Below are 18,821 nucleotides of genomic sequence, written 5' to 3' on the forward strand. Positions count from 1 at the left end.
GTCCCCATGTTTTATTAACTATTCATATGTGGGGAATCAGGATTCATTTCCATAAACTCGATCCAATTTCCATCGGGGTCGATTACCCAGAATTGATAGTTTAACGCCTTGCCTTGAGAAATTTCTTCTGCTAAAGTTACTCCCTTGTTCTTCAATTGTTTCGCCGTTTCGTGTATGTCATCTACCTCAAAACAGATATGCTCGGCTCTGTCTTTAACACCCTCAGTACCTCCATAAAATAATTCAAGGAAACAGCCGTCTGCCACTTTTACATAGACAATCCACGGTTCACCATTTGATTGATCTAATTCAAACGCTTTCTTAAAACCCAGCTTGTTGCAATAAAAATCCAATGCGCGTTCCATGTCTACTACATGAATTCCTTTGTGATTAATCCCTTTAATCATTTTCTATTCCACCTTTTATGTCTTTCTATACCTGCTTGTATACCACTATAAGACCTTATTTTTACTATAAAACTTCTCGATTCGGTTTGTCCATCGTAAAAAGCACAAAGGGGAGATTCTTTTGCTTAAAGAATGCCCAAAAACCATCACACTGTTTTGTTTTCAACCTATTGTTTCACCCTTACTTGTGAAACGGTTCATCATTACAGATCAAAATAAGTTTTTAAAATGATAAAAAAATCACAAATAATCCTAAATATTTAACAACTAGAATTATCTGAATTTTTAATATAATTAGATTGTCTTATGATGTTAACGCTTACATATACAGGTGAGGAGGTGTAAGAAAGCTTTCTATTTAATTAAATAAAAGGGGGAAGAAAAATGTCTCAACCAACAAAAAGGTTAAGAAAATTTGTATGGTCTTCACTTGTTTCAAGTATTGCTGCCCTATCCCTTGTCAGCGGGGCATTCGCCGCTTCACCGACCCAGTCTACCAATGCTGTTCCCTCAGGTGCTTCGTCACTGTTGCCCTGGATGGATACGTCACTAGCGCCTGAGGCACGTTCGGAACTTCTTATTGACGCAATGACACTTGACCAAAAGATCCAGCAGCTTGCCGGGGCTCGCGGAGTAATTCCTGAGCTTCCGCAATGTGGTACCCCTAGTCGGCATATACCTGGCATCCCTGAGCTAGGGATCCCCACGTTCCGGATCACAAATGGTCCCGTCGGTCTGGGCGGTGGTGACTGCAGTCCGCAGGATAAAGCTACTGCCCTGCCTGTTGCAATTGGTCTTGCGGCCAGTTTCGATCCCGATCTTGCATACTCCTTCGGTGACCTGATGGGTGGAGAGGCTCGTACGCTAGGTCTGCACGAACTCGAAGCACCAGGTATGAATCTCGCACGCTTGGGCGAGAACGGTCGTAATTTTGAGTACCTCGGTGAGGATCCATACCTCGCCGGCTCTCTAGCTTCCAAAGAAATCCAGGGGATTCAAGACAACGACATCATTGCAATGTCGAAACATTACGTACTTAATGATCAGGAGCAAAACCGTGGTTCGGTCAACGTAAATATCGCAGAAAACGTCCTTCATGAACTCTACCTGCTGCCGTTTGAGATGTCAGTTAAGGATGGCAACGTTGGTTCAATCATGTGCTCGTACAATCGGATAGGCGGGACCTACGCTTGCGAAAACGAGTATCTGCTAAACACCGTCCTGCGTGATCAGTGGGGTTTCAAAGGTTACGTTCAGTCTGACTTTGGTGCTACGCACTCAACTGCGCCTGCGTTAAACGCCGGATTGGATTTAGAAATGCAGAACGCCAGATTTTTCACAAACGTGGACATCAAGGCTGCACTTGATAACAAAAGCTTAAAGATGGAAACCATCAACCAAGCACTAGGTCGCCGCTACGTACAAATGTTCAAATATGGCATATTCGACCGACCAATCGTGCAAGGTACCATCGACGCTGAGACGAACGGTTCCAAAGCACGCGAGATCGCCGAGCAGACAACAGTTCTGCTAAAGAACAAGGATAGCCTGTTGCCGCTTGACGGTTCCGTGGATTCAATCGCTTTGATTGGGCAGTCAACCTACGTCGACGCAGCTGTCGCCGGTGGTGGCGGCAGCTCAAGGGTCAGTCCACTTTATACAGTTTCACCGCTTCAGGGTCTGCAGAACACCTTAACAAAAATAGGTTCAGATGCTGTGATTACCAAGGTGACAGTGAAAAATGATAATAGCAATCTTAGTGAGGCTGTTGCTGCAGCGAAGGATGCCGATGTTGTCATCCTTATGGCTGGAGTTGTGACCAGCGAGGGCCGCGACCGCCCAAGCTTGTCTCTTCCAGACAATCAAGATGCATTGATTTCAGCCGTAACCGCTGCAAACAAGAAAACCGCTCTCGTGCTCAAAGATGGCGATCCAGTTCTTATGCCTTGGGTTAACGAGGTTCCAGCAATACTCGAGGCATGGAATCCAGGCCAGGAGGACGGCAATGTTGTCGCCAACTTGTTATTCGGTCTCGCCAACCCATCAGGTAAGCTCCCAGTAACCTATCCAGTAGCAAAGGCAGACACGCCAACGAGCACCGCCGATCGTTACCCTGGAATCAATACCGGCGTGTTAGACAGTACTGGTAAGGAGATTCCGCAAGTGTATTATTCTGAGGGTCTAGAAATGGGCTACCGCTGGTACGACGCCCAAGGCATCAAACCGCTTTTTGCATTTGGACATGGTCTGTCCTACACCAACTTCGAGATTTCTAAGCTCGTTGTCACACCAAAGACTACTGATGGTACCAAGCCAATTAAGGTATCGTTCTTCGTGAAGAATACCGGAGACGTTGCGGGCGCTGAAGTGCCGCAAGTCTACCTAGGTGTGCCTGAAAACGCGAACCAGCCGCCTAAACGCTTAGTTGGTTTTGAGAAAGTCCGCCTAGAACCAGGTGAGAAGAAGCATGTCACCATTACCATTGACCCATCAGCGTCTAACCATCCACTGTCCATTTGGGATGCCGAAGCTGACGCGTGGAAAACGCTTGACGGTAAGTACGAAGTGAAAGTCGGTAACTCTTCTGATAATGTTACGCTGACTGACTCCATTACGGTACGCACGCCTGCAGGTCACAGCAAGTGAAGCTTCCATTTCTAATACTATAAGGTAAAATGAAAAAGAGGGTGTTTCCATGTTAATTGGAACTCCCTCTTTTTGGTATTTTAACGAGAAATAACTTGTTTAAATAGCCTCCTAAATTGCTCCCGATCTTCTGCTGTAAAAGGCTTAGGACCCTTTGTTCGCTTTCCGCTTTTTCGAGCCATTGCACTTAAATACCGTGTTTGTAATAATTGGTCAATGTTTTCAGTTGTATAGCTAAACCCTTTATGGTGGAGAACGATACAACCCTTTGCTAACCCTAGCGAAGCAAGACCATAATCTTGTGTCACAATGATATCTCCTGATTGTGCTAACTTCATAATCCGATAATCAGCCGCATCTGCCCCAGAATCAACATAAATGATTTCCACTCCTGATGGTTGTTCCGCATTGGAAAAATGAGAAAAACTCGTAACAAGGGTAATAGGAATTTCCGCACTTCTACCTTCAGAAATAATAATATCTTTTACCGGACAAGCATCTGCATCAACATAAATTTTCATCTGTATCGCTCCTGAAAAGAAGTTTGAATTACTAGTGATACTAGTGATAAATTGGGCTTTTGTCAAACATCTAATCGTGGGAAAGTTCTCTTACGTTAATGCTTTAACGCATCGGGGGTCTGACCCCCTATCTCAAAACTCTAATTCTTGCAAAAATATTGACATTTAATCAATATCGATATAGGATTAACAATAATTTAATAGTTAACGATCTTATCCAGAGAGGTGGAGGGACTGGCCCTGTGATACCTCAGCAACAGCCTTATTTATTATGTGGACTGTGCTAATTCCAGAAGCGTCAAGCTTGAAGATAAGAAGAGTAAGCTGCTTTTGCATGCGACCAAACCTCTTCTTATGTGTAGAAGAGGTTTTTTATTTTTCTCATGGTGAATTCTTTAAATATTACTAGATTTGGAGCTGATTGAATTGACAAGAACATTAGTGAAAGCACCTTTTAAAGCAGATCATGTCGGAAGTTTTTTAAGACCGGAGCGATTGAAAAAGGCACGTTTACAAAAACAAAACGGGGAAATTACTGCAGAACAATTACGTCAAATTGAAGATGACGAAATTATTCGCCTGGTAGAAAAACAAAAAGAAGTGGGATTACAGGCTGTAACGGATGGAGAATTACGACGAGCTTGGTGGCATTTCGATTTTCTCGGAGGTCTTGTAGGGGTTGAATTTGTCGAAACCAAAAAAGGCTTACAATTTAATGGGGTCGAAACAAGACCACATGGCGTAAAAGTAACAGGCAAAATTGATTTCGCCAATCATCCCATGATTGAGGATTATAAATTCTTACACAGCATTGCCGGTGACCACGTAGCGAAATTTACAATACCAAGCCCCAATATGTTAATTGTCCGCGGACAGGGTATTAGTGAAGTCTATGATCACCACGAGGAATTTGTAAAGGATTTAATCCATGCTTACCAAAAAGCTATTCAAGCTTTTTATGATGCTGGGTGCCGATATTTGCAACTAGATGATACCTCATGGGCATCGTTATTCTCAGAGGAAGGCAGAGATAAACTGAAGAAGGACGGTCATGACCCTAAAGCCTTAGTTCAGACGTTTGCTAGAGCCATTAATGAGTCCATTGCGAACAAACCTGATGATTTGGTTATTACGATGCACATTTGTAGAGGAAACTTCCAATCTACGTATACTTCTTCAGGCGGATATGATTTTGCATCTGAACTTATTTTTGGGGGATTAAACGTGGATGGGTTATTCCTAGAGTTTGATGATGAACGTTCTGGTGGCTTCGAACCACTTCGCCATGTCAATCGGGATGACCTCCAAATTGTCTTAGGATTAATCACCTCTAAATTCGGTGAACTAGAAGATCCAGAAAGAATAAAGGCAAGAATAAAAGAAGCAAATCAATATGTCTCTTTGGATCAGCTTTGCCTAAGCCCACAATGCGGTTTCTCTTCAACCGAAGAAGGAAACCTGCTAACCGAAGAACAGCAATGGGACAAAATACGTCACGTCATCGATATCGCAAATAGTGTTTGGAACTAAATAAATAGGCTTATGGGGTCAGACCCCCGGCGTAGTAACGCGTTAACGCACCGGGGGTCTGACCCCGCCTTTTACTATCTTTTTACCACATTTCACAAATATTTCAATATTAATCCATTTTCTCTGATTCGATAGACGGTATACTACGATTAACTGCAGAAGAAGATTCCCCTCTTAGCCTCCTTTGTTATTTTTCCAAACCAATAAACTATAGAAAGCTGGTTGATTTATGAAAAACAGAAGTCATACGAAGGTTCGTCATGAAGGAAACATGTTAGATGTTAAAATGCGGGTGCATCAGTTTGAAAATCCCAATGAACATCAGGAATTTCTTAGAAATTTGGCTATTAGTTCTGAATTTGAAATGCGATACCGTGGTTTGCTAGAATACTATGGAAAAGAGTTTATCGCCTATAAACAGCAAAAGCCCTCAGACAAAAACCGCAATGAATTTCTTCGTATCATCTCACAGTTTATGACCACTTGTTTAGAAGATCATTGTCCACCCTCTTGGCAACAATGTCAGCCCCCATTTTGGGAAGAACTCATCTTCACCTTTTATCCTCATAGCATGAAAATCTCAGCAGAAGAAAAAGAAGTAGAAACCTTTTTGTCACAGTTAAAAAGGTTTGTAAAATGGCTTGATAAAAGGGTTGGCACCTCCTGGTATCAAATTGTGGAAGAATATATCTTTATAGCTCACTCAGAACTCAAGACCTGTGAACACCTGCTGAATGCCATCTTTTTGAACGACTATCCTCGTATTTACCATGATGACTGGAATCCCATCCAAGATCTTGAAAATATAAATCACAAATTTGAACAATGCACTGATCACCTTAAAAGTATCTTTGAAGTAACCAGCATCATTGAGGACACTGTTGTATTAACGGAATTAAAAACCAATCGTACCTATTACCTTAAAGGTCTTCCATATAAATTAATTGAAATTGGAATGATCTTGAACGGAATCATAGGGAAACATAGCGGCGATATAACGTGGAATTTGTTTCAAACAGATGGAATCTATCCTCAAAGAGGGAAAACCTACATTCATATTAAGAGATAAAAAAGAAGCGCCTGACCCCCGGCGTGGTAACGCGTTAACGCACCGGGGGTCTGACCCCAAAAATTTAAAAAATATGGATGTCCCTATACAAAAGTTGCTATTGGGAAAACGAATGTTAAATAATACGGTTTGTCACGATACCTTCGATTTGATTGATCTTTTCTACCAAACCAGGAATGATATCCCCGTTTATTTTATTATCAATATCAATCATCGTATAGGCGTAATCCCCACGGCTTCTGTTTACCATGTCAGCGATGTTTAAATGGTAGCTTGAAATAGCTGAGGTGATCTGCCCAACCATGTTTGGCACGTTCTTGTGGAAAGCTGCTACACGCTGCTTTCCTGTATATGGAAGAGAAGCATTAGGGAAATTCACCGAGTTTTTGATGTTTCCAGTTTCCAAAAATTCCTTTAACTGACGAGCCGCCATAATCGCACAGTTTTCCTCAGATTCAGCTGTTGAAGCACCAAGATGCGGGATGGAAACCGTATTTTTCATTTTTAATACATTTTCATTTGGGAAGTCCGTAATATACTTACCAACGATTCCATCTTCCAGCGCTACGGCCATATCCACTTCATTCACTAACTCACCACGTGAGAAATTCAAGATATGAACACCCGGCTTCATGATGCTAAAAGTCGTTTGGTTAAACATCCCTTTTGTATCATTGGTTAACGGAACGTGGACAGTAATATAATCAGACTCAGCAAACACCTGTTCAATGCTCATCGCACGCTTGATATTACGGGATAAGTTCCAAGCTGTATCGACAGAGATGAACGGGTCAAAGCCGATTACATCCATATCTAAATCGAGCGCATCATTAGCAACTAACGCACCAATCGCTCCTAAACCGATCACTCCGAGCGTTTTTCCTTTAATTTCTTTTCCGACAAATTGCTTCTTCCCTGCTTCCACAAGCTTTGGTACTTGCTCGCCTTCACCTTCCAACGTCTTAGTCCAGGCCACACCAGCAAAAAGATTACGGGATGATGCCATTAATGTCGTTAATACGATCTCTTTTACAGCATTCGCATTCGCACCAGGCGTATTAAAAACGACGATTCCTTGTTCCGTGTATTTTTCGACCGGAATATTATTGACTCCAGCCCCTGCACGAGCGATTGCTTTTAAATTGTCACCGAATTCTAATCCATGCATATTAAAACTGCGAACCACAATTGCATCAGGATTTTCGCTGTTATTGTCCACTGTAAAATGATCGGTATTGAATACATTAAGACCGCTTTCTGCAATATTATTTAATGTTTTAATTGTATTCACTTTGTCTATAACTAGAGTTTTCAAGTTGTATACCCCTTTTTCTTTTGATAGTTTTCAAATTTTCCATTAATAAAATCGTTTTTTAGCAAGGGAACCTTACATTAGCAAATTTTATAAAATCTGTATCTACTACCATAAAAAAGTAGTATGAACTATCCCCTCCTAATATATAGAAAGAGGTAAGGGGTATATTCCCCTTACCTCTGCCCAGGCGAACGGCTCCGATACTATGTGCTCCCTCACGGTTCTCCGTGTTTCGCCAGTTACACATAGCTTTTTCATTTGTTTTACTTTACCAAATTTTCTGTCATTTATCAAGCATTAAAATAGTGTAAATTAAGATATTCTATTCTTTTTTTAACATTTTAAAGACCTGCTCGACATCTTTATCGCCGCGTCCGGATAGGTTGACGACCAATACATCATCCGGTGTTAATTCTTTTGCTAGTTTAACAGCGTAAGCTACTGCATGGGAGCTTTCGAGCGCCGGAATAATCCCCTCCGTCTTGCTAAGCATGAGGAACGCATCTAACGCTTCTTGACCCGTAACCGTTACATACTCAGCTCTTCCACTTGTTTTTAAGTAGCTATGCTCTGGCCCAACTCCAGGATAGTCCAGTCCGGCAGCAATCGAAAAGGTTGGTTTAGGCTCACCGTTTTCATCCAAAAGCGTCAAACATTTAAAGCCATGGATGACTGCTGGCACTCCTTCACTCATAGTTGGAGCCTCTGCCGGTTCTACTCCAATCAGACGGACATCCTTTTCATCAATATAATGGGCAAAGGCACCAATGGCATTACTTCCGCCGCCTGTAGCAGCCACCACTGCAGTTGGCAGCTTTCCTTCCTTCTCAAGTACCTGGCATTTGGATTCTTCACTTATTATTGCTTGAAAATGCTTGACCATTGTTGGATACGGATGTGGCCCTACTGCAGATCCTAACAAATAAAATGTATTTTTATAGTTTTGAACTAAATCATCTAAAGCGACATCAACGGCATCTTTTAGACGGCCTTGGCCCTTGCTGACAGGGACAACCTTCGCTCCTAGTAATTCCATCCGAAAAACATTCAGCGCCTGGCGTTCCGTATCTACCTTGCCCATATAAATGACACATTCCATTCCAAACAGCGCACATGCAGTCGCGGTCGCAACACCATGCTGCCCTGCTCCCGTTTCCGCAATAATTCGCTTGATTCCCATTCGTTTGGCCAATAATATCTGCCCGATGGCATTATTAATTTTGTGGGCCCCAGTATGATTTAAATCTTCCCGTTTTAAGTAAATCTTTGCTCCGCCTATTCTTTTCGTTAAATTTTCAGCAAATGTTAACGGATTCTCTCTACCAACATAATCCTTCAAAATAGATTTATATTCTTTAATAAATTCCGGATCATCTTTATATCGATAAAATTGTTTTTCCAACTCATTCATGACTTGCTGCAAATCTTCCGGTACAAAACTTCCCCCAAACTCTCCAAAATACCCTTTGCTCTCTACACTCACGTTCTCCATACTCTTCTCGTCTCCTTCTGAACTATATTTTGGGTTGTTTCAGATAAATAACCGAATATTCCAATTATTATTTTACCATTTTATTCTTTTTTAGCAAATAATTTGAGTTTGGTTGATGATCCCTTTTTTCACTTCATTTCTGTACAAACTGTCCCCGCACAAACAATATACGAGCAGCTATTAAAGATAGGAATGAGAACAGCTAGAGTACGTTTTTTTTGCTTTAAAAGCACAAAAGAGAAGAGGCCCCAAGTTGAAAGTTTACTTGGTTCCTCTTCTCTTTTTTCGGATAAAATAGCAGTGCTGGACGAGATCTTAAAACAATAGGTCAGCCCCTTTTGAAACGTCCTCCCCACTGTTTTTTTCTATTTAAAATATTTATCATAATCCGCATCATTTTTAAATTCAATTGGGCCAACGTCCATTTTGAAGGTGCCGTCCGGGAATAATAACGGAGAAGCCTCAGAGTGATCTTTCGAATAACGCTCAACATGGGCCACCTTCATCGCACCCTGTTGTGTAAAATCGATTTGGGCGATTGCGACCCAATAGGCATTGTCATTGCGCTCGAGGAGTGGTGCAACAACGACATTCCCCATATGATTATCCACGACGGCCTTTGCTTTCATCGAATAGAAACTCCCCACACCATTTCCAACTGCACTATAGGCGGCAAATAATACATAGGCTAAATCATCTGTTTTATAAATTTCTACGGTTTCTTTACCAAATTGCTGCGCATCTCCATCTAATTTAATATATGGAAAATGATTAGATCCTCCTAAATCACGGTAATACACCTTACCCGTTTGCCCATTTTTCATGACGTAAAAGCAGTAGAGATCAAGATCCTTTTTGGTTTTCCACTCTAACGTAGCCGTGATCCTTTGAGATTTTTTAATATTGACGGTCTGTTTTTTCTTTAATTCAATTTTAGCCAGATTAACGATGGGAATAGCAGGTTCTTGTGGAATCGGCGGCTGTGGTGTTTCGACCTTCTTTTCAGGTATCGCTGGGGATGAAGGGGATACCTCATCTTCCACATCGACACCAAACGAGCTGCACAAAGCCGCAAGGCCGCCGAAATAACCGGCTCCGACTGCATTGAATTTCCATTGTCCTGAATGATGGTATAAATCTCCGATCACAATCGCTGTTTCATCAGAAAAGGTATTTGGCACTTGGAAACGAATGATTTCTGTTTCTGTCACTGGATCGAATATTCTCAAAAATATATCAGATATGTTTTGGAAAGATTGATTGGGTGAATAAATCGTCAGCGAAAAGGTGATTTTCGGAATTTCGGCCGGGATCTTATTAAAAATAACTTGGAATTGTTGCCGTATATTATTTACCCCAACTAATTTTGTCACCGACCCACAAGAAGATACAGGTTGTCCATAAAACACAAAATCCTCATCACTTCTGACCTTTCCAGTTCCAGCTAATAAAAAGGCTGATGCATCGATTTCAATATTGTCAGTTGTATTCCATCCCAGCTCCACATTCACTTTTGTGACATGCGGGTTTGTCTTTGTTACATCGGCTTTTTGTCCTTTAACCAACGAGAGTGACATAAGAAGACCTACTTTCTATTCAAAAATTTTTCTAGTCCTATTATTATACTGTAAAATCATCACCTAATTTTAATACTATTTCCAACCATCCAAACAGCAATTAACTTTTTTTAAATTCATTTGTTTATGTAACAAAAAGCTAATTTTTTCCAAAAATTAGCTTGACAAACCGACCGTCGGTTTGTAGAATAAGGATAAGAATATAAATACAGAAAATAAGGAGAGATCATATTGAATTTCACCTCTAAAAAGAAGGTTATTCAATCAGTTGGCATTAGTATCTTAATAAACGGACTCGTACCTGTTGTCGTTTACAATTTATTATTGGGTCATTTCTCAAGTTTTGTTTCCTTGCTCATTGCCACGCTCGTTCCATTACTGGATAATCTTTATCACATTGTGAAACATAGAAAAGCAGATGCGTTTGGACTTTTTATGCTGACAGGATTCGTCCTTAGTTTATTGGCGTTTTTATTAGGTGGGAACGAAAAACTAATTTTAATGAGAGAGTCGCTGGTAACGGGAATATTAGGACTTATCTTTATTGGTTCCCTTTTCTTTGCAAAACCGCTCATTTACCATTTTGCCATCAGATTCAGTGCAAATGAGGAATCAGAACAAAAGAGCAAGTTCGTGAATAACTGGGAATTCTCCTATTTCCGTTTTGTCATTCGTTTAATGACAGCCGTATGGGGCATAGCTCTGTTAGCCGAAGCTGTAATTAAAACCATTCTTGTGTATGAACTCTCCATTTCCGCCTTCTTAGCCGTTTCCCAAATCATTTTCTACAGTATACTCGGTGGTACAATTTTATGGACGGTCATCTATCGCAAATACGCTAAAACTCGCTTAGATCAATTAATGAACTTAAAATAATGAATATAGAAGAAATTGAATAAGGAAGGTACAAAAAATGTCTAATCCAACTTCTCATGATAACCCAAGTTTTCAGAATATCTTATCAGCAACTGAGGCACTTATTCTGGAAAAAGGCTGCAGGAATACAACACTCAAAGACATTATTGAAAGATCAGGGCTTTCTAAAGGGGCCATTTATCATTACGTTGCCAGCAAAGATGAATTGTATGGGCTCATTTTAAAAACCAAAATTGAACAAGTGAATGAAAAATTTAATCAGTTAATCAACCACTCCTCAAAGGATGCGCCTGACGCTGGACGTTTTGGGATAGCCACTCAATATTTCCATACCCGACAGAATCCAAATGATGTAGGGAATTTAATATTCGTTTATCTTTTAAGCCAGGACGATGAAAAGGTAAAAAGTATTTTAAAAAGTGTTTACCAATATAGTAAGGCAACTGGTGTTCAATGGATTGAGATGGGGCAACAGAATGGTGTGATTCCGCCCAATATAGATGCTGAGAAAATGGCCGCTTTATTTATGACTTTTTCATATGGCCTTAGGGTTACGCAAATTCTTTCCTCTTCTGAAGATGAACAAGTTGCAACAAGTGATATTTTTAAATTACTCATCAAGACATTATCCTAGAAATATTTTTTAAAAAATAAAAGTACCTGGGTAAAATCCTTATCGGGATTCTCCCTTGGCTTTGACATACCGACCGTCGGTTTACTACTTCGAAAAGAGAGTTGATCAAGATGGAATTCATAACGATTGGTTTGCAAGAATTACCCGAAGTGATTCACTTTTACGCTGAAATCACTACGGATTTAAAACAAAAGGGGATTGATCAATGGGACCGTTTTTATCCGAATCGTTTTGTTATTAAAAATGATTTAAAAAATGGAACTCTTTTTGGAATCAAAGAGGAAAATCAACTAGTTGGTTCTATTGTTCTCGACACAAACGAAAGTAAACAGTATAGGAAGCTTCATTGGAATGACCATTTAGGAAAACCACTAATCATTCATCGGTTAGCTGTATATCCGGTCCATCAAGGAAAGGGATTAGGAAAAAAACTACTAAACTTTGCTGAGGAATATGCCTTAATAAAAGGATTTACCAGTATTCGAATGGATGTTTATTCAAAAAACCCTGGCGCCGTTGGGATGTATGAAAGAGCTGGTTATCAAGTAAGAGGGACTATTAAGTTTCCATTTAGAAAAGTGCCTTACTTATGTTTTGAAAAAATTATAGGAGGAATATGATAATGAAAAAAAGCAAAAAGGTAAATCTGGCTGTGATTGGACTTTATTTTACTGTTTTATTATTCAGTGCATATATCTTCGTGATGTTTTTTGTAATTGGGACCGAAAACGCACCAATGGTGAAAGGGAAAATGGAAAACCCGGACTTTAAATTGGCCGTTTGGGAAGCCTTTTTCTATCCTCATATTATTCTTGGTACGATTGCACTGGCCATTGGCCCCTTCCAATTGACTAAAATGAGCCGTAAACACCCAAAGCTTCATCGTAATTTAGGAAAAATTTATGGGGTTACGATCTTTATCAATGTATTATTGGTTCCGTATATTTCTCTCTTTTCTACAGGGGGCCGGTCAACCATGATTGCCTTCCTCATATTGAATGCTTTTTGGCTTGGGACAACAGCTATGGGAGTCCTACGGGGATTCCAGCGGAGAATACCATCACATAAAACTTGGATTCTAAGAAGTTACGCTATCACTTGGGTGTTTGTTTCGTTTAGAATTATAGTCATTCCCTTCTCCATTTTTTTGGATGCCTCCATCAGTTTTCCGATAGCCGTTTACCTGGCTATTGCATTAAATCTTTTATTTGTTGAATGGAAAAGGAAAAAAAGGAAAACAACAATCTTTATTTCATAAACCATCTTTACAGATTAACATGGAAAAAATAAATAAATTATAGTTGCGTTATTAGAATAAGGCTCTAAAAGAAAAATCAGGTGAGGAATTCGCCTGTTTTTTTTCATATAACCTGAGCTATTTCCAGTAAGTAGTAGAATCATGTTGTCATCTACCTATATCACAGATTGGACTTTAATAGTAAACTAACTAAACAACTGGTTTTTTTATATAGGCCCTTTAAATAAAAGGATTTGCTTCATCCATACAATATGAGGTGATTAATGTGAAAATCGGGATCATTGGGCTAGGTGATATTGCCAAAAAGGCCTACTTACCTGTTCTGTCTGAAAAAGAAGGCATTGAACTTGTGCTTTGCACTAGAAACGCGGACACGCTTAATGCGTTATCAAAAAAGTATCGCGTGCAGGAAAAGGTTCAGACAGTAGATGAACTGATCACAAAGGGCATCGATGCCGCATTTGTGAGTACGGCAACAGAGGCCCATTTTGATATAGCTACGAAATTACTTAAAAGTGGAATAAACATTTACATCGACAAGCCCATTTCTATGAATTTTCATGAAACAGAGCAAATTCATAATCTCGCAAAAGAGAGCGGTAAAATAGCCATGGTGGGGTTTAACAGAAGGTTTATCCCGAAAGTGTCAGAGCTTAAGGAACATGGAAAACCCAGCTTAATTATCATGCAAAAAAACCGATTTGCTGCTCCGGACTATATAAGAAGAGTTGTTGTCGAGGATTTTATCCATGTTGTCGATACCCTTAGATTTTTAATGGCTACCGAGGTCAAGGATGTAAAGGTAGAATACCTCAGAAACGGGGAAATGCTTGATCATTTGATCATCCACCTGATCGGAGAAGGTTGTAATGCAATTGGAGTGATGAATCGAAATGGCGGTGTCACGGAGGAAATTATTGAGTATATGACCGGTCATGATAAATATGTAGTAAACAGTTTAGTTGAAACCACCCACTATCATAATAAAGAAATAAGTATATCTAAATTTGGAGACTGGGAACCAACCTTGTTTAAGCGCGGTTTCTATCAAATAATCGATCATTTTATTGATTGTGTTAAAACGAATACGAGCCCTGCTCCTTCAATTGATGATTCTTTCATCACGCACAAAATTTGCGAAAGAATAGTAAAAGCAATCGATTCAGACGTTTAAGGGTAATTTTGACGATAACTATTGAGGTGAAAATAAAATAGATATATTAATGGATCAACAAAAATGGGAGGTATCCTCCCCCAAATTAACGAACTATATATATACGTATGCCTTTTCTGAGGATGAACGCTCATTGTGTGCGTTGGAAATGCGTTCTTTTTTCGGTGATGTGTCTCAATCGAACGTTTTAAAAAGCTTTATTAAAATTGATCCGACGCGTAGTCCGTTTATGAAGGCACGAATTAGTGTTATATATGAAGCGAACAGCCTGGAGGATCTGTACGAGCAAGTAAAAACCTTACCACTGCATGGAGTTACCTTTAAGGTTATTTATGTGAAAAATGGAGATCTATCAAAAAATGAGCAATTCCGATTTGAGGATCGACGCGCCATTGAACGTGAAATTGGACTACACATCAACGGTAAGGCGGATTTGCACCATCCCAATCGATTGTTTGGAGTCATGCAGGTAAACGGAGGTTGGGTGTTTGGTGATTATGCGAAGAGTGAGGCGGTATGGTTTCGGCATCAACAGAAGCCTAATGATTACTCCACAGCTCTCAATACACGTGTTGCAAGAGCGGTGGCCAATATTGCTATTCCGAATCCAGAGGGAATTAAGGCAATTGATCCTTGCTGTGGAATCGGAACCGTACTCGTCGAAGCCCGTTCAATGGGAATAGATATTGTCGGAAGTGACAGAAATCAGCTAATCCTCCCAGGGGCACGAGAAAACATGGCACACTTTGGTCTGACAGGAGAAATAAACTTAGCTGATATCCGTGATATCACCCATCATTATGATGTCGCCATTATTGATTTACCCTATAATTTGTGTTCAGTCATTACTCAAGAAGATCAGCTAGAAATGCTCCAAAGTGCACGCAGATTTGCCAACAAAGTCGTTGTGGTAACCGTCGAACCAATAGATGAAATCCTCTTAACAGCCGGCTTCTCCATCATAGATCGAGCCATCGCTAAAAAAGGGTTATTTATTCGTGAAGTCATAGTATGTAAATGATTTAAATTTAAGGGGTCAGACCCCCGGCGTGCTACCGTATTAACGCATTGGGGGTCAGACCCCTTTGGTTTGAGCCATCCTCACCAGCGTTTTTTTATTGTTTAACCTAAAAATCAGAGGTATAATTCATATCTATAATATTATTTTTAGATCCGAAATAAGTGAGAAAGAGAGACATACATGAAATCAAAAAAATTACCCTTGTTCCTTTTAATGTTTGATATGTTTATCACTTTTAGTGCGGTTGGACTTATCATTCCTGTTATGCCAAGCTATTTGAAAACTTTCGGTGCGGCGGGGCAAGTATTGGGTTTTATTATTGCTATTATCGCCTTTGCCCAATTTGTGTTCTCTCCTATTGCAGGGAATTTATCGGATCGCCACGGCCGTAAAAATTTAATCATTTTCGGTCTAGCTGTGAATGGACTTTCCCAAATCGCCTTTGGCCTTTCTACAGAGCTATGGATGCTGTTTCTTTGCCGTTTCTTTACTGGTCTTGGTTCAGCCTTTATCGTACCTCCCGTTATGGCCTATGTGGCTGATATTACAACCAATAAGGAACGCGGAAAAGCAATGGGCTGGATTGGCGCAGCTATTTCGTTAGGCTTTATGATTGGACCAGGGATTGGTGGATTCCTCTCCAATGTTAGCCTTCGCTTTCCTTTCTATTTTGGAGGCACCGCTACCATAATTGCTGGAATATTATCTTTATTTATCCTCCCTTCCATCAAGCCGGTTATTACCGATCAGGGTAAAGGGGAAAATTTATTCATTCAAATGGCCCGCTCCTTTAAGACAAGCTACTTTGTATTATTAATCGTTGTGTTTGTATTTTCTTTTGGTATCTCCAACTTTCAATCAACCTTATCAATGTTTTTAACGTATAATTTAAATTTCACCCCCAATGACATTGCTATTGTCATGACCCTTGGCGGTTTTGTCGGTGTCATTGTGCAGGCCTTCGCATTAAATAAGCTCTTTAATGTGTTTGGAGAAATGAAAATCATATTATTCGGCTTACTCGTTGCAGCATTTAGTATGTATGGCATGTTATATGTTCATAGCTACTTTATCATCCTATTAGTCGCTACCATTTTCGCGACGGCGACTACCTTAATTCGCCCAGCCGTCAATACATTAATATCGAAAACAGCAGGTGCTGAACAAGGATATGCTGCGGGAATGAATAATTCTTATATGAGTTTAGGAAATATGATTGGACCCGCATTAGCAGGAACTCTTTTTGATTGGCATATGAATCTACCATTTACATTTGGTTCTATTATCCTAATTGGCTGCTTCCTGCTAACGTATAGTTGGACCAAGAAAACAGCTAAACAACATGCATAATTGTACACACCAAAAAGACGATTCGTATAAAAACGACTCGTCTTTTAGTTTATCCATTATTTTTTCAAGAATGTTCTTGAGCTTTTTTAAATCTTTCTGATTTGCCCTTTTCATCAACGGCGCCATAAACGGGACAAATAGCTTTGAAAAACCGGTTGGATTTCCTTTATTCCTTAATGTCATTTAGGTTCTATTCCCCTCAAGAGGCTCCCAAGTATAGATAGTCTCCATTGGGAAAGGTCCTTGAGCGGTTCTCATAACGAGCATCTTTTCTGGGATAAGCTCTATGAATTCATATTTATAAGCAAGTTCTCTTCCAAGCAATTGTGCTTTAAAAGTGACTTTTGAGTTCAAGACCAATGGTTTCTCTGTTTGCCATACGGCTAAATGAATATTTACATATCATTCTTAGATTGCAAGTCGTTCATGAGGACAGGAAATAGAATGGTGAAGGAAAAGTTGTCCACATGAAGTGTTCATGTGGACAGAAAATAGGGCTGAAAAGGGAAAGTTATCCCCATGAAGCGTTCATGAGGACAGAATATAGAGCTGCAAAGCGAAATGTGTCCACATATAGCAATTCGCTTAAAAGCTAGGGTGGAAAAATCAGCTCGTAAAAGTTGCAGCCAGGGAGGTAAACCATTTGGTAGACGTTTTTACAGACATTATTATTCAATGTCCAGTTGAGCAGGTTTCTAAGTATGCTGCCGACCCAGACAATGCTCCGTACTACTTTATTTTAAAACTTCACCCCACTCAAAAGGGAAATCCCACAAACCCAGTTTCCCTTGGGCTGGGATGAATTCTTCTAGCATTTGCATGTCCTGAACTTCCCAAGCATAACAGCCTTCCCTAAAGTCTCCTAAAAAATAGTCATTGTCCGATACAATTTTCCCATCTTCTAGGACTGCCCATGTTTGATTATTTTCCGTTACCTTTACACAGCTTACTAGTTTGCATATTGCGATGATCGTCCCAGTAGGAAGATTCTCTATTGTGTACCCATGTTTACCAAGCAACGCCTGGATGGCCGGATGACCGCAAACAGCTTTATCTATTTTTTTACTCGTGTGAATGGCCAATGACCCACGGTAATTTGTTCTCCATGTCCTTGTTTCATATTGTGCCTCACCAAGAACAAAAAGACTAGCCCAAGGCTGTATCATGGATAAAACTTTCATTTAAATTACCTCCCACCTAAAGGTTTTCAAAATGGACTAGTTAGGCCTTACAAAAACAAATCCCCAGCGAAGATTTGGGGATTTTCTTATTTTGACCTTTTACGTTACAACCCTCCACAAGAGTTGTCTGTTCTATTTGTTTGTTGTTTGGTGCGCTCTTCTCCTGTTTCCTTTTGAACAGATTCAAATCCATAGCCTGTTGAACTAATCTCCAAGACGTCTTCGGTGTTCTTTTTCATCAAAGGATTTGTTGTCTCCTGATTTGAATCAAAATGGTTCGTATCCATATTAGACCTCCTATTGCAGATTATTGAATGCGTTTATTTCTTTCATTGAATAGTTATAAATAACAACTCATCTTAAATTATCTGCAACTACATGGATATTTATGATAATTTTAGGATTAATAAGGAACGAGATCCTAAAAATGATTAGCTATTTATCCACTTTATATGAAATCATTTATCAATTGTTAATTATTTATTCATTATATGTTCATATCTAGGGATTAAGATAAGTATATGGAACGGACAACCTCCTTTCATACTTTCAAACCCCCTTTTAATATATTTTTTTATCCAGCCTAGTGCTGGATATTTTTTTGTCCTTCCACCCTTCTCTAGGGCATAGCTAAACAAGGACAAGGTTTTAACAGTCTAAGAAGGGGTAATTACTTAGCATAAAATCATGTATTCATACATATATTTATAAAACATTTTCACTTGAAAGGGGAATCTTAAGCGATGGATATTTGCATTTCTTGTGGAAAG

At 39.8% G+C, this 18,821-nt stretch carries 17 protein-coding genes and 2 riboswitches; of the genes, 10 read left to right on the top strand and 7 right to left on the bottom strand.

The features are described 5' to 3' along the window. Window positions 1-14: 14 nt before the first annotated feature. The gene (locus AC3ANL_RS23045) at window positions 15-407 is read right to left on the bottom strand and encodes a VOC family protein (RefSeq protein ID WP_488326661.1); all 393 of its coding nucleotides are present in this window, start codon (window positions 405-407) and stop codon (window positions 15-17) included. Between the two features lie 384 nt (window positions 408-791). On the opposite strand from AC3ANL_RS23045, the gene AC3ANL_RS23050 reads away from it, so the two are divergent. After that, a complete protein-coding gene (locus tag AC3ANL_RS23050; protein WP_488326662.1) occupies window positions 792-3,053 on the top strand; it encodes a beta-glucosidase in 2,262 nt (753 codons plus the stop codon). An 80-nt stretch (window positions 3,054-3,133) separates the two neighbouring features. Here the strand turns inward: AC3ANL_RS23050 and AC3ANL_RS23055 are convergent, their stop codons facing one another. After that, window positions 3,134-3,574 (bottom strand): YaiI/YqxD family protein, encoded by a 441-nt coding sequence (locus AC3ANL_RS23055; RefSeq protein WP_488326663.1) that lies wholly within the window; start codon window positions 3,572-3,574, stop codon window positions 3,134-3,136. Window positions 3,575-3,784: 210 nt separating this feature from the next. Then, window positions 3,785-3,891, top strand: a riboswitch (SAM riboswitch). A 109-nt stretch (window positions 3,892-4,000) separates the two neighbouring features. Between AC3ANL_RS23055 and AC3ANL_RS23060 the strand changes: the two genes are divergently transcribed. After that, complete coding sequence (locus AC3ANL_RS23060; protein WP_488326664.1) at window positions 4,001-5,104, top strand: 5-methyltetrahydropteroyltriglutamate--homocysteine S-methyltransferase; 1,104 nt, start codon at window positions 4,001-4,003, stop codon at window positions 5,102-5,104. 229 nt (window positions 5,105-5,333) lie between these two features. Further along, a complete protein-coding gene (locus AC3ANL_RS23065) occupies window positions 5,334-6,173 on the top strand; it encodes a hypothetical protein (RefSeq protein WP_488326665.1) in 840 nt (279 codons plus the stop codon). A 115-nt stretch (window positions 6,174-6,288) separates the two neighbouring features. Here AC3ANL_RS23065 and AC3ANL_RS23070 read toward each other — a convergent pair whose 3' ends face one another. The 3 genes from AC3ANL_RS23070 to AC3ANL_RS23080 form a co-directional block, all read right to left on the bottom strand. Continuing rightward, window positions 6,289-7,488 carry a phosphoglycerate dehydrogenase gene (locus AC3ANL_RS23070; protein ID WP_488326666.1) on the bottom strand — a complete coding sequence of 400 codons (1,200 nt, stop codon included), beginning with the start codon at window positions 7,486-7,488 and terminating at the stop codon, window positions 6,289-6,291. Window positions 7,489-7,662: 174 nt separating this feature from the next. Then, a riboswitch (ZMP/ZTP riboswitch) is annotated at window positions 7,663-7,741 on the bottom strand. A gap of 69 nt (window positions 7,742-7,810) precedes the next feature. Continuing rightward, a complete protein-coding gene (gene trpB, locus AC3ANL_RS23075) occupies window positions 7,811-8,980 on the bottom strand; it encodes a tryptophan synthase subunit beta (protein ID WP_488326667.1) in 1,170 nt (389 codons plus the stop codon). Window positions 8,981-9,345: 365 nt separating this feature from the next. After that, window positions 9,346-10,557, bottom strand: coding sequence for a TerD family protein (locus AC3ANL_RS23080; protein WP_488326668.1), 1,212 nt, complete (start codon window positions 10,555-10,557; stop codon window positions 9,346-9,348). Window positions 10,558-10,788: 231 nt separating this feature from the next. Between AC3ANL_RS23080 and AC3ANL_RS23085 the strand changes: the two genes are divergently transcribed. From AC3ANL_RS23085 to AC3ANL_RS23115, 7 genes are all read left to right on the top strand, one after another. Continuing rightward, window positions 10,789-11,433 carry a VC0807 family protein gene (locus tag AC3ANL_RS23085; protein ID WP_488326669.1) on the top strand — a complete coding sequence of 215 codons (645 nt, stop codon included), beginning with the start codon at window positions 10,789-10,791 and terminating at the stop codon, window positions 11,431-11,433. Window positions 11,434-11,470: 37 nt separating this feature from the next. Then, the gene (locus tag AC3ANL_RS23090; RefSeq protein ID WP_488326670.1) at window positions 11,471-12,067 is read left to right on the top strand and encodes a TetR/AcrR family transcriptional regulator; all 597 of its coding nucleotides are present in this window, start codon (window positions 11,471-11,473) and stop codon (window positions 12,065-12,067) included. Between the two features lie 110 nt (window positions 12,068-12,177). Further along, window positions 12,178-12,687: a GNAT family N-acetyltransferase gene (locus AC3ANL_RS23095; RefSeq protein ID WP_488326671.1), complete on the top strand. Its 510-nt coding sequence runs from the start codon at window positions 12,178-12,180 to the stop codon at window positions 12,685-12,687. A gap of 2 nt (window positions 12,688-12,689) precedes the next feature. After that, on the top strand, window positions 12,690-13,325 hold the full coding sequence (locus AC3ANL_RS23100) for a DUF2306 domain-containing protein (protein WP_488326672.1): 636 nt from the start codon (window positions 12,690-12,692) through the stop codon (window positions 13,323-13,325). 265 nt (window positions 13,326-13,590) lie between these two features. Continuing rightward, window positions 13,591-14,499: a Gfo/Idh/MocA family protein gene (locus tag AC3ANL_RS23105; RefSeq protein WP_488326673.1), complete on the top strand. Its 909-nt coding sequence runs from the start codon at window positions 13,591-13,593 to the stop codon at window positions 14,497-14,499. 49 nt (window positions 14,500-14,548) lie between these two features. After that, a complete protein-coding gene (locus AC3ANL_RS23110; protein WP_488326674.1) occupies window positions 14,549-15,520 on the top strand; it encodes a TRM11 family SAM-dependent methyltransferase in 972 nt (323 codons plus the stop codon). Window positions 15,521-15,700: 180 nt separating this feature from the next. Continuing rightward, window positions 15,701-16,870, top strand: coding sequence for an MFS transporter (locus AC3ANL_RS23115; protein WP_488326675.1), 1,170 nt, complete (start codon window positions 15,701-15,703; stop codon window positions 16,868-16,870). Window positions 16,871-17,604: 734 nt separating this feature from the next. Here the strand turns inward: AC3ANL_RS23115 and AC3ANL_RS23120 are convergent. Both AC3ANL_RS23120 and AC3ANL_RS23125 read right to left on the bottom strand, forming a co-directional pair. Next, window positions 17,605-18,051: an ASCH domain-containing protein gene (locus AC3ANL_RS23120; protein ID WP_488326676.1), complete on the bottom strand. Its 447-nt coding sequence runs from the start codon at window positions 18,049-18,051 to the stop codon at window positions 17,605-17,607. Window positions 18,052-18,155: 104 nt separating this feature from the next. Further along, on the bottom strand, window positions 18,156-18,338 hold the full coding sequence (locus tag AC3ANL_RS23125; protein WP_488326677.1) for a hypothetical protein: 183 nt from the start codon (window positions 18,336-18,338) through the stop codon (window positions 18,156-18,158). Window positions 18,339-18,821 lie beyond the last annotated feature (483 nt).

Source organism: Neobacillus sp. DHD-1R, assembly GCF_057747995.1.